We start from the raw sequence: 11,907 nt of genomic DNA, 5'->3' as shown, positions 1-11,907 counted from the left end.
CATGGGCTTTCGCCTGTCGAAGATTTACACCCGCACCGGAGACAAGGGCGAAACCGGCCTCGGCGACGGTCGCCGGGTGCCCAAGGACCACCCGCGAGTGGAGGCCATCGGCGAAGTCGATACGTTGAACAGCCAACTGGGATTGCTGCTGGCCGGGCTGGAAGAACAGAGCGGCAAGCATCCAGAACTGAAAGATGTGATCGAGGTCCTGACGCCCTGCCAGCATCGGCTGTTCGACCTTGGCGGTGAGCTGGCGATGCCGGTGTACAAGGCGTTGAACGCAGCGGAAGTGGATCGGCTGGAGGCCGCGATTGATCGCTGGAATGAAGAGGTCGGGCCGCTGGAGAACTTCATCCTGCCCGGTGGCTCGGCGCTGATTGCCCAGGCGCATGTATGTCGCAGCCTGGCGCGCAGTGCAGAACGGCGCTGTCAGCACCTCAATGCAGTGGAGCCGTTGGAGGGGGTCGGGCTGGCGTATATCAATCGGCTGTCGGACTTGCTGTTTGTGGCGGCGCGGGTGATTGCCCGGCGCCAAGGCGTGGCTGAAGTGCTGTGGCAAGCTGCCGCCAAGCCACACTGATGTTTTTTGGGTGACCTTCAGGGCCCTATCGGGGGCAAGGCCCCTCCCACACTTGAATGCATTCACACATCAAAGGTGGGAGGGGGCTTGCCCACGATGAGGTCAGTCAGGACAACATCAACCCTCAGGCCAGAACGCCCGAATCCCCGCAACACCTTGAGCCCCGGCTTCCCAAGCCTGTTCCCGCTCAGCAGGTCCCACCCCGCCCAACAGAAACACCGGCTTGCTGAACCCACGGATCAACTCCGCCGCCTGCTCCCAACCCAAAGGCTGGGCATCTGGATGGCTCTGGGTCGGCTGCACCGGTGACAGCGTGACAAAATCCACGTCCATCATTTCTGCCAACGCCAGTTCTTCAGCGTTGTGGCAGGACGCCGCCAACCAACGGTCTTTCGGCAACGGCCGGCCCTTGCTCGCGTATTTGCGCAATTGGGCCGAGGTCATGTGCCAACCGGCGGCAGGAAAATCCCCCAGCCATTCAAACGGTCCCTTGAGCATCAACTGTGCCTTGCCCGCACACAGCCCCACCGCATCCACCGCCAAGTCGCGGTATTTAGGGTCGTAATCGTTGGGCGCACGCAGTTGGACCAGCTTGATGCCACCCGCGATAGCCTTCTGAATCCCGCGCAACAACGTCGGGGTTTCCAGCTCGCCGGGCGTGATCAGGTAATCGGCGGGCAAGCGCGCGGCAGCAACGATTGGAGCGTTAGCGGCCGGGAACTCGTAGTTGATCAGATCCCGAGGCGCCACCCATTCCAGAGGCTGCCCTTCGGCACCGTGGGGCTCGCCGGTAAAGGCCGAGACTTCCCAGACATCCAGCAACACCTGTTTGTCCGGGTAGTCATGCTGCACCTTGATCAACGGCCGCGCCGTGGTGACCTGGATACCCAGTTCCTCCTGCAACTCACGGGACAAGGCCGCGGCGACCGACTCATCGGCCTCAACCTTGCCGCCGGGAAACTCCCAGAGACCACCCTGATGCTGAGTATCGGCGCGGCGCGCCAGCAGGATCCTGCCATCGACACCGCGGATCACCGCTGCTGCTACATGCACTCGTTTCACCGCGCTTATCCTCCAGGCTCAGGTACGGTATTCCGCGTTGATCTTCACGTACTCGTGGGACAGGTCGGTGGTCCAGATGGTTTCGCTGCAGTCGCCGCGACCCAACTCAATGCGGATGGTGATTTCTTCCTGCTGCATCACTGCCGCCCCCTGGGCCTCGGTGTAGCTCTCGGCACGGGCGCCACGGCTGGCGATGCACACATCGCCGAGGAACACGTCGATCTTGCTCACGTCCAGGTCCGGCACACCGGCACGGCCGACGGCGGCGAGGATGCGACCCCAGTTAGGATCGGAGGCGAACAGTGCAGTCTTGATCAGCGGCGAGTGGGCCACGGTGTAGCCGACATCCAGGCATTCCTGGTGATTGCCGCCGCCGTTGACTTCAACCGTCACGAACTTGGTGGCGCCTTCGCCGTCACGCACGATGGCCTGGGCCACGTCCATGCAGACTTCAAACACCGCCTGCTTCAACGCTGCGAACAACGGGCCGCTGGCCTCGGTGATTTCCGGCAGGTTGGCCTGGCCGGTGGCGATCAGCATGCAGCAGTCGTTGGTCGAGGTATCGCCATCGATGGTGATGCGGTTGAACGACTTGTTGGCGCCGTCCAGGATCAGGCTGTGCAGCACGTCGCGAGAGACTTTGGCGTCGGTGGCGATATACCCGAGCATGGTGGCCATGTTCGGGCGGATCATGCCCGCGCCCTTGCTGATACCCGTGACGGTAACAGTCACGCCGTCGTGCGCGAACTGACGGCTAGCGCCTTTTGGCAGGGTATCGGTGGTCATGATGCCAGTGGCAGCCGCCGCCCAGTTATCCACAGACAGGTCGTCGAGCGCGGCTTGCAAGGCGCCTTCGATTTTCTCGACCGGCAGCGGCTCGCCGATGACGCCGGTGGAGTACGGCAGCACTTGGCTGGCATCCACGCCGGTCAACTCGGCCAGCTTGGCGCAGGTGCGCGCTGCTGCAACCAAACCAGGCTCACCGGTGCCTGCGTTGGCATTGCCGGTGTTGGTCAGCAGGTAACGGATGGTGCCGGCAACACGCTGCTTGGCCAGGATCACCGGAGCGGCGCAGAAGGCGTTGAGGGTGAACACACCGGCGACGGTCGAACCTTCGGCACAGCGCATCACCACCACATCCTTGCGCCCCGGGCGCTTGATGCCGGCCGACGCGATACCGAGCTCGAAACCGGCAACCGGGTGCAATGTGGGCAAAGGACCAAGACCAACAGCCATGAACGCGCTCCTTAAAAAATAGATGATGTCTGTGCCGTCGTAATCGACGGTGAAATTAATGGCAAAACGCCGCGACGGCAGAGGCCGGTCGCGGCGCGGGGTATTGCAGCGTCAGGCGAAAATCTTATTCGATCTGGCCGTGGCAGTGTTTGAATTTCTTGCCCGAACCGCAGTAGCACAGTTCGTTGCGGCCCAGCTTCTGATCATTACGAACCGGTGCCTGAGCCAAGGCCACATCGACCTCTTCGCCCAACACTTCAGGTGCTTCCAGACCCGGCGCTTCGTCATGCTGGAACTGCATGCGCGCCGCCAGTGCTTCGGCTTCCTGACGCAGGCGAGCTTCTTCCTCGATCGGGTCTTCGCGACGCACCTGAACGTGGGACAGCACGCGAATCGAATCGCGCTTGATCGAATCCAGCAACTCGGAGAACAGCGTGAACGACTCGCGCTTGTACTCCTGCTTCGGGTTCTTCTGGGCGTAGCCACGCAGGTGGATGCCGTGACGCAGGTGGTCCATGGTCGACAAGTGGTCTTTCCACAGGTCGTCCAGCACGCGCAGCACGATTTGTTTCTCGAAGGTGCGCAGCGCTTCGGCACTCGCTTGCTCTTCTTTCTCGTTGTACGCGGCCAGCAGCTCGGTCATCAGCTTCTCGCGCAGCGTCTCTTCGTACAGGTGATCGTCTTCGTCGAGCCATTGCTGGACCGGCAGGTCGACACCGAAGTCGCTCTTCAACGCGGCTTCCAGACCGGCAACATCCCACTGCTCTGGCAGGGATTGTGGCGGAATGTGTGCGCTGACAGTGGCGTTGAGCACGTCTTGGCGGAAATCGGCGATGGTCTCGCCAATGTTGTCGGCGGCCAGCAACGTGTTACGCATGTGATAGATCACTTTACGCTGTTCGTTGTTGACGTCATCGAACTCAAGCAGTTGCTTACGAATGTCGAAGTTACGGCCTTCAACCTTGCGCTGGGCCTTTTCGATGGCGTTGGTCACCATGCGGTGCTCGATCGCTTCACCGGACTGCATGCCCAGGGCTTTCATGAAGTTCTTCACCCGATCCGAGGCGAAGATGCGCATCAGGCTGTCTTCCAGGGACAGGTAGAAGCGGCTGGAACCGGCGTCACCCTGACGGCCGGCACGACCACGCAGCTGGTTGTCGATACGACGCGATTCGTGACGCTCGGACGCAATCACCTGCAGGCCACCGGATTCCAGCACGGCCTGGTGGCGCTTCTGCCAGTCAGCCTTGATCTGGGCGATCTGCTCAGGGGTCGGGTTGTCCAGGGACGCCACTTCCACTTCCCAGTTACCGCCCAACAGGATGTCGGTACCACGACCGGCCATGTTGGTGGCGATGGTCAGTGCGCCTGGGCGACCGGCCTGGGCAATGATCTCTGCTTCTTTTTCGTGGAACTTGGCGTTGAGGACCTTGTGCTCGATGCCTTCCTTGTTGAGCAGGTTGGACACGTGCTCGGAAGTCTCGATGGTTGCGGTACCCACCAGGATCGGGCGGCCCTGGGCCAGGCCGTCCTTGATGTCGTTGATGATGGCCGCGTACTTCTCTTCGGCGGTCAGGAACACCAGGTCGTTGAAGTCTTTACGCGCCAGCGGCTTGTTCGGTGGAATCACCATCACGGCCAGGCTGTAGATCTGGTGGAACTCGAACGCTTCGGTGTCCGCTGTACCGGTCATGCCGGACAGTTTGTTGTACAGACGGAAGTAGTTCTGGAAGGTGGTAGAGGCCAACGTCTGGCTTTCAGCCTGGATGTTGAGCACTTCCTTGGCTTCAATAGCCTGGTGCAGGCCTTCGGACAGACGACGACCCGGCATGGTACGACCGGTGTGTTCGTCGACCAGTACCACCTGGCCATCCTGCACGATGTATTCAACGTTGCGATGGAACAGCTTGTGGGCGCGCAGGCCGGCGTACACGTGGGTCAGCAGGCCCAGGTTGTGCGCCGAGTACAGGCTTTCGCCTTCTGCCAGCAGGCCGATCTGGGTCAGCATGTCTTCGACGAACTGGTGGCCCGCCTCGTTGAGTTCGACCTGACGGGTCTTCTCGTCGATGGTGAAGTGACCTTCTTTGGTCACCACGCCTTCCACTTCCTCGATGTGCTGCTCCAGACGCGGGATCAACTTGTTGATCTCGGTGTAGAGGCGCGAGCTGTCTTCGGCCTGGCCGGAGATGATCAGTGGGGTACGGGCTTCGTCGATGAGGATGGAGTCGACTTCGTCGATCACGGCAAAGTTGAGTTCGCGCTGGAATTTTTCATCCATGCTGAACGCCATGTTGTCGCGCAGGTAGTCGAAACCGAATTCGTTGTTGGTGCCGTAGGTAATGTCACACGCGTAGGCAGCGCGCTTCTCTTCCGGCGGCTGGAACGGCGTGACTACACCGACGGTCAGGCCGAGGTATTCATACAGTGGGCGCATCCAGTTGGCGTCCCGGCGAGCCAGGTAGTCGTTCACCGTCACAACGTGCACGCCCTTGCCGGACAGTGCGTTGAGGTAAACACCCAGGGTCGCTACCAGGGTCTTGCCTTCACCGGTACGCATTTCGGCAATCATGCCTTCATGCAAGGTCATGCCGCCGATCAACTGGACGTCGAAGTGGCGCATGCCCATGACACGCTTACCGGCTTCACGGGCGACCGCAAAGGCTTCGGGAAGCAGCTTGTCGAGGGTTTCACCTTTAGCTATGCGGGCCTTGAACTCTTGGGTCTTGGCGCGCAATTGCTCGTCCGACAGGGCAACCATCTGCTCTTCGAAGGCATTGACCAGCTGCACCGTCTTGAGCATGCGTTTGACTTCGCGCTCATTCTTGCTTCCAAAAAGTTTCTTTAACAAAGGCGCAAACATATCGGCAGGTTCTTCCACACATAGGGATGGAGGGCGCACCGTGAGTGGCCCGAGCAGCCCTCACGGCCGCATGCGAACGCGCATTCTACCCGGAATCGTGGGTGAGGAAAGTGGCGTTGTTCCCCGATGCTGGCATGGCGCTGTGAGAGGGCTTGTTTAAAATAAGGGCTTTTGCGCGAACTTCAACCCATGGAGCCGATTGATTTCATGGGAAAACCCCCAGCAATGCATTGTCCGGGGCCGCGCAGACGCATTCTGCTAAGATGGCCGCTCTGTTACTTAAGGTGTCCAATCATGGCATTTCGCCCTCTTACAGCCCGCGCACCCAGCGTGTTGCTTCGCGAAGCCAAGCCGTTGAAAGCCATCTTTGGCCATGCGCAACGCTTGGGCCATCTGCAACGCCTGCTCGAAAGCCAACTGCAACCCGCCGCCCGCGAGCACTGCCATGTAGCGTCGTGGCGTGAAGGTAATTTGCTATTAATTGTCACCGACGGTCATTGGGCCACCCGGTTGCGCTATCAGCAAAAACGTCTGCAGCGTCAATTGATGGCATTCGATGAGTTCGCCAGCCTGACCCGCATCCAGTTCAAGGTGCAACCACCGACCGTGCAGCAAGGGGCAGCCGGCCATACTATGGACCTGTCGGAAAATGCGGCCGAGACTATTCAGGCCACGGCCGACGGCATCAGCGATCCAGGCTTGCGCGCCGCGCTTGAGCGCCTGGCCGCCCATGGCAAGCCCAAGGCCTGAAGCGCTATTTGCGCTTGCTGCCTCCCAGCAAAGACCCCAACAAACCCCGTACCAATTGGCGCCCCATCTGATTGGCTGCCTGCTGCATGGCTGATTTCAGCGCCTTGCCTGCGGTGGTTCCGAGAAACGCACCCGCCTTGTCCGTGAAGCTGGGCTCCTCGGCGGGCTGACTGGCCTCTTCTGTAGGACCCAGTTCCTTACGCGCCATCAGCACTTCATAGGCAGACTCCCGATCAATCGGCTTGTCATAGCGGCCTGCAACGGCGAACTCACCACCAGTGCGGCGCGCTCCGCCGCACTGAGCGGCCCGATCCGCGATTGCGGTGGCGCGACCAGTACGCGCTGGACGACTTCCGGCGTGCCTTTTTCCTGCAACGTACCCACCAACGCCTCACCCGTGCCCAGCTCGGTCAACACCGACAAGGCATCGAATGTCGGGTTGGGCCGAAAACCGTCCGCTACCGCCCTAAGGGATTTCTGCTCTTTCGTGGTGAACGCCCGCAGGCCGTGCTGCACCCGTAAACCAAGTTGCGCCAGCACGGTGTCCGGCAGGTCGCCCGGCGATTGAGTGACGAAATACACACCCACGCCTTTGGAACGAATCAGTCGCACCACTTGCTCCAGGCGCTCCTGCAATGCCTTGGGCGTGTCGCCAAACAATAAATGTGCCTCGTCGAAGAACAGCGCCAGCAGCGGTTTATCCGCATCGCCGCGCTCCGGCAGTTGCTCGAACAACTCCGCCAACAGCCACAGCAGGAAGGTCGCATACACCTTCGGTGCCTCATGCACCAAGCGGCTGGCATCCAGCAAATGGATGCGCCCACGCCCGTCAGCCGTGGGCTGCAAGATGTCTTCAAGCTGCAGGGCCGGCTCGCCAAACAACGCCTCGGCCCCCTGCTGCTCCAAGATAGCCAGGCGCCGCAACAGCGCCTGGCTGGAGCCGGTGGTCATCAGCGCCGCGTCTTCACCGAGCAGTTCCGGGTGATAGCGTAGATGGTTGAGCAGTGCCTTGAGATCCTTGAGGTCCAGCAGCAGCAGGCCTTCGCGATCCGCCACCTTGAACGCTGCGTACAAGGCCGACTGCTGGCTGTCAGTCAGTTCCAGCAGACTGCCCAGCAACAACGGCCCCATTTCACTGATGGTAGTGCGCAACGGATGACCGGACTGCCCGTGGATATCCCACAACGTAACGGGATACGCCCTGGCCGTGTAATTAAGGAACGGCATCCCGGCAATACGCTCGGCCACCTTGCCCTGGGGATTGGCCGCGGCACCCAGGCCACAGAGGTCACCTTTGATGTCCGCCGCAAATACCGCCACGCCCGCATCACTGAAGGCTTCGGCCAGGCGTTGCAACGTGACGGTCTTGCCGGTGCCCGTGGCGCCGGCGATCAACCCGTGGCGGTTGGCCAGGCGCATGGCCTGGGCAATGGGCTGGCCATCAAGACCGGCACCGATTAGGAGTTGCGTGGAATCAGGCATTTCGTCACCCATGGTTAAGCTTTAGTGTCGCCAGGTCGATAAGAAAGGTGTGAGACCCATAAAGTCTAAAAATCGCCCAGATAGTTCCTACAGGGACCAACGGAAATATCAAACTTTTTTTACGCCACCCTTTCGCGTGTTCCACAAGGACGCGCTTCGGATATTAAGACCTTAGCGGACCCTTCAAGCTATGAATAAAAATCTGCGTTTCAGCCACAAGATCCTGCTTGCAGCCTCCCTTATCGTCATCGCGGCCTTTGCCCTGTTCACCCTCTACAACGACTACCTACAACGTAACGCTATCCGTGACGACCTCAACAATTACCTGCACGAAATGGGCGATGTCACCGCCAGCAACATTCAGACCTGGCTGACCGGGCGCATTGCGCTGGTGGAAAACGCTGCACAAAACATCGCCATCAACCCTGAGCCTTCGACCGTTGCCAGCCTGCTGGAACAGAAAAGCCTGACATCGTCCTTCATGGCGACCTACGTGGGTGACAGCAAAGGGGCTTTCACCATCCGCCCCGACACCAAGATGCCGGACGGCTTCGACCCACGCGTTCGCCCCTGGTACAAGGCGCCCAGACCAGCAATGGCTCGACCCTGACCGAACCGTACATCGATGCCGCTACCGGGCAATTGATCATTTCCATCGCCACCCCCAGCGCCAAAGGCGGCCAGAGCATCGGCGTGGTGGGCGGTGACCTGAGCCTGCAAACCCTGGTGGATAACATTGGCGCGCTGAACTTCGGCGGCATGGGCTATGCGTTCCTGGTCAGCGCCGACGGTAAAGTGCTGGTACACCCGGACAAAAACCTGGTGATGAAAACCCTGGCCGATGTGTATCCAAAACATACGCCGAAGATCAGTGGCGACTTCAGTGAAGTCGAGGCCAACGGCAAGGACAACATCGTCACCTTCACACCGATCAAAGGCCTGCCGTCGGTGAACTGGTACCTGGGTATTTCGGTGGATAAAGACAAATCCTTCGCCATGCTCAGCGAATTCCGTACCTCGGCGGTGATCGCCACGATCATTGCCGTGGTGATCATCATTGCCTTGCTGGGCATGCTGATTCGTGTCTTGTTGCAACCGCTGCATGTGATGACCCGTGCCATGCAGGATATCGCCGACGGCGAAGGTGACCTGACGCGCCGCCTGACCATCCAGAACCACGATGAGTTCGGCATCCTGGGTAATGCCTTCAACCGCTTCGTAGAGCGGATTCACACGTCCATTCGCGAAGTGTCCTCGGCCACCGAGCAAGTGAATGAAGTGGCACTGCGGGTGGTCAGCGCGTCCAACTCGTCGATGGTCAACTCCGACGAACAGGCCAACCGCACCAACAGCGTGGCTGCCGCCATCAACGAACTGGGCGCCGCCGCCCAGGAGATTGCGCGCAACGCTGCACAAGCCTCCAACCAGGCCAGCGATGCGCGGCACTTGGCCGAAGACGGTCAACAGGTGGTTGAACGCAATATCAAGGCGATGACTCAGTTGTCTGCAATGATCAGCGCCTCCAGCAGCAATATCGAAGCGCTTAACAGCAAGACCGTGAACATCGGCCAGATTCTCGAAGTGATCACCAGTATTTCCCAGCAAACCAACCTGCTGGCGCTGAACGCTGCCATCGAAGCCGCCCGTGCCGGTGAAGCCGGACGCGGGTTTGCGGTCGTCGCCGACGAAGTGCGCAACCTGGCCCACCGCACCCAGGAATCGGCGCAACAGGTGCAAAAGATGATCGAGGAACTGCAAGTCGGGGCGCGGGAGTCGGTGAGCACCATGAGCGACAGCCAACGCCACAGCCATGACAGTGTGGAGATCGCCAACCTGGCCGGCGAACGCCTGAACAGCGTGACCCAACGTATCGGCGAGATCGACGGCATGAACCAGTCAGTGGCGACTGCCACGGAGGAGCAGACCTCGGTGGTGGAGTCGATCAACATGGACATCACCGAGATCAACACCCTCAATCAGGAAGGCGTGGAAAACCTGCAGTCCACCCTGCGCGCGTGCTCTGACCTGGAACAGCAGGCGGCGCGGTTGAAACAATTGGTGGGCAGCTTCCGGATCTGATCAGCGTTATTCAGCAGCGGGATCCGGTTTGGCCTGCTCACGCTCCCACAGCTCGGCGGCACCCGGAAATTCGGTGCCGTCTTCACTGTCCAGGTCATCCGGATCGTACCGGCTCAAGCACCCCTCACCCAACGTCGCGGGTGCCTTGGAGGTGGCTTTGTCCAGTGGGTCACTCATCAGTCAATCCTCAATGGCACACAAAGAAAAAGGGCCTGCAGCGACTTAACGCCCAGGCCCTTCATTCTTCAATCGGAACGCCTTGATCAGAACACCACAGTCTTGTTGCCGTGTACCAGCACGCGGTCTTCCAGGTGGTAACGCAGGCCACGGGCCAGCACCATCTTCTCGACATCACGACCGAAGCGCACCATATCTTCGATGCTGTCGCTATGGCTGACGCGCACCACGTCCTGCTCGATGATCGGACCGGCGTCCAGCTCTTCGGTGACGTAATGGCAGGTCGCGCCAATCAACTTCACGCCACGCAGGGACGCCTGGTGGTATGGCTTGGCCCCCACAAACGACGGCAGGAAGCTGTGGTGAATGTTGATCACCTTGCCGGCGTATTCGCGGCACAATTGCGGTGGCAGGATCTGCATGTAGCGCGCCAGCACCACCACGTCAGCCTCATGCTGCTTGACCAGGCGAGAAACCTCGGCGAACGCCGGCTCCTTGTCCTGTGGATTGACCGGCACGTGGTAGTACGGGATACCGTGCCACTCGACCATGCTGCGCAGGTCGTCATGGTTGGAGATTACACACGCGATCTCGCAGTCCAGCTCATCACTGTGCCAGCGGTGCAGCAAGTCGGCCAGGCAGTGGGATTCGCGGCTGGCCATCAACACCACGCGCTTCTTCTGCTCGGTGTCGGTGATACGCCAGGTCATCGAAAACTCTTCGGCGATTGGCGCAAAGGCCTCGCGAAAAGCCTCAAGGCCAAAGGGCAGCGTGTCGGCACGGATTTCATGACGCATGAAGAACCAACCGCTGAGATTGTCCGAGTGATGGCTCGCCTCGGTGATCCAACCGTTGTGGGAGGCCAGGAAATTACTGACTTTGGCAACGATGCCGACCCGGTCCGGGCAAGCAATCACCAGCCGAAAAGTGCGCATTAGGGGAAAACTCCAGAACTTCGCAAAGGCCGCCATTCTAGCGATTGCGCAGGAAAACTGCAGTATTCGTTAGCGCTTATTCTGTACACCTGCACGCGACCTCACCCTCGCCAACCCAAGGATTACCACCGCTACTATGAATTTACTGTGCCCCGAGGCTGTTCCCTGATGTCAGGAATATTATCTTCAGGTTTACACCGTGATAATTAACTCGATTGCATTAGCTGTGCTACAAACATTCAAAGTAATTCACATAAATGCGACCTAAATGTTTACTTGGGGAAACTGCCTGACTATTATTAGGCCACTGTCCCTGTCAATCAGCGCTCTACATAAGGTAGTCAACATGTCTCTGATCAACGAATACCGTGCCACCGAAGAAGCTATCAAAGAGCTGCAAGCCCGTTTGAAGAACCTGTCCCAAGACGACAAGCTGAAAACCGAGCTGGAATTCGAAGGCAAACTGCGTACCCTCATGGGTGAATACTCCAAATCCCTGCGTGACATCATCGCGCTGCTGGATCCGGAATCGAAAGTTAAAGCACCTCGTGGCGCCGTGAAAACTACCGGCACCAAGCGTGCTCGCAAGGTCAAACAATACAAAAACCCGCACAACGGCGAAGTGATTGAAACCAAAGGTGGCAACCACAAGACGCTGAAAGAGTGGAAAGCCAAGTGGGGCGGTGACGTGGTTGAAGGCTGGGCTACCCTGCTGGGCTAAGCTTTGCCAGGCCTGCGCCTGATAC

General features: G+C 59.6%; 10 protein-coding genes and 1 pseudogene. 5 read left to right on the top strand and 6 right to left on the bottom strand.

The window, feature by feature from the left end:
- Position 1 precedes the first annotated feature (1 nt).
- Complete coding sequence (locus IQK56_RS09695) at positions 2–580, top strand: cob(I)yrinic acid a,c-diamide adenosyltransferase (RefSeq protein WP_122306510.1); 579 nt, start codon at positions 2–4, stop codon at positions 578–580.
- Positions 581–697: 117 nt separating this feature from the next.
- Here IQK56_RS09695 and IQK56_RS09690 read toward each other — a convergent pair whose 3' ends face one another.
- The 3 genes from IQK56_RS09690 to secA form a co-directional block, all read right to left on the bottom strand.
- Positions 698–1,642: a Nudix family hydrolase gene (locus IQK56_RS09690; protein ID WP_193861812.1), complete on the bottom strand. Its 945-nt coding sequence runs from the start codon at positions 1,640–1,642 to the stop codon at positions 698–700.
- Between the two features lie 18 nt (positions 1,643–1,660).
- Positions 1,661–2,878, bottom strand: a complete 1,218-nt coding sequence (argJ, locus tag IQK56_RS09685; RefSeq protein ID WP_193861811.1) for a bifunctional glutamate N-acetyltransferase/amino-acid acetyltransferase ArgJ — start codon at positions 2,876–2,878, stop codon at positions 1,661–1,663.
- A 124-nt stretch (positions 2,879–3,002) separates the two neighbouring features.
- A complete protein-coding gene (gene secA / locus IQK56_RS09680; RefSeq protein ID WP_150675601.1) occupies positions 3,003–5,738 on the bottom strand; it encodes a preprotein translocase subunit SecA in 2,736 nt (911 codons plus the stop codon).
- A 294-nt stretch (positions 5,739–6,032) separates the two neighbouring features.
- Here secA and IQK56_RS09675 point away from each other — a divergent pair, with 294 nt between their 5' ends.
- Complete coding sequence (locus IQK56_RS09675; protein ID WP_099585516.1) at positions 6,033–6,488, top strand: DUF721 domain-containing protein; 456 nt, start codon at positions 6,033–6,035, stop codon at positions 6,486–6,488.
- 4 nt (positions 6,489–6,492) lie between these two features.
- Here the strand turns inward: IQK56_RS09675 and IQK56_RS09670 are convergent.
- Positions 6,493–7,970, bottom strand: a pseudogene (locus tag IQK56_RS09670) (helicase HerA-like domain-containing protein).
- Positions 7,971–8,160: 190 nt separating this feature from the next.
- On the opposite strand from IQK56_RS09670, the gene IQK56_RS31735 reads away from it, so the two are divergent.
- Complete coding sequence (locus tag IQK56_RS31735) at positions 8,161–8,580, top strand: hypothetical protein (protein WP_425274645.1); 420 nt, start codon at positions 8,161–8,163, stop codon at positions 8,578–8,580.
- Positions 8,541–10,049, top strand: a complete 1,509-nt coding sequence (locus IQK56_RS09665; RefSeq protein WP_425274646.1) for a methyl-accepting chemotaxis protein — start codon at positions 8,541–8,543, stop codon at positions 10,047–10,049. The genes IQK56_RS31735 and IQK56_RS09665 overlap by 40 nt, the downstream gene beginning before the upstream one ends.
- Before the next feature lie 6 nt (positions 10,050–10,055).
- Here the strand turns inward: IQK56_RS09665 and IQK56_RS09660 are convergent, their stop codons facing one another.
- Together IQK56_RS09660 and purU are read right to left on the bottom strand one after the other, a co-directional pair.
- Positions 10,056–10,226: a hypothetical protein gene (locus IQK56_RS09660; protein ID WP_177411569.1), complete on the bottom strand. Its 171-nt coding sequence runs from the start codon at positions 10,224–10,226 to the stop codon at positions 10,056–10,058.
- Positions 10,227–10,312: 86 nt separating this feature from the next.
- Positions 10,313–11,161 carry a formyltetrahydrofolate deformylase gene (gene purU / locus IQK56_RS09655; RefSeq protein WP_122306505.1) on the bottom strand — a complete coding sequence of 283 codons (849 nt, stop codon included), beginning with the start codon at positions 11,159–11,161 and terminating at the stop codon, positions 10,313–10,315.
- A 346-nt stretch (positions 11,162–11,507) separates the two neighbouring features.
- Here purU and mvaT point away from each other — a divergent pair, with 346 nt between their 5' ends.
- Entirely contained in the window at positions 11,508–11,882 is a 375-nt protein-coding gene (mvaT, locus tag IQK56_RS09650) for a histone-like nucleoid-structuring protein MvaT (protein WP_003175830.1), read from the top strand.
- Positions 11,883–11,907 lie beyond the last annotated feature (25 nt).

It is taken from the genome of Pseudomonas cyclaminis, from assembly GCF_015163715.1.
Lineage (GTDB): Bacteria > Pseudomonadota > Gammaproteobacteria > Pseudomonadales > Pseudomonadaceae > Aquipseudomonas > Aquipseudomonas cyclaminis.
This window is presented reverse-complemented; position numbering and strand designations above follow the sequence as displayed.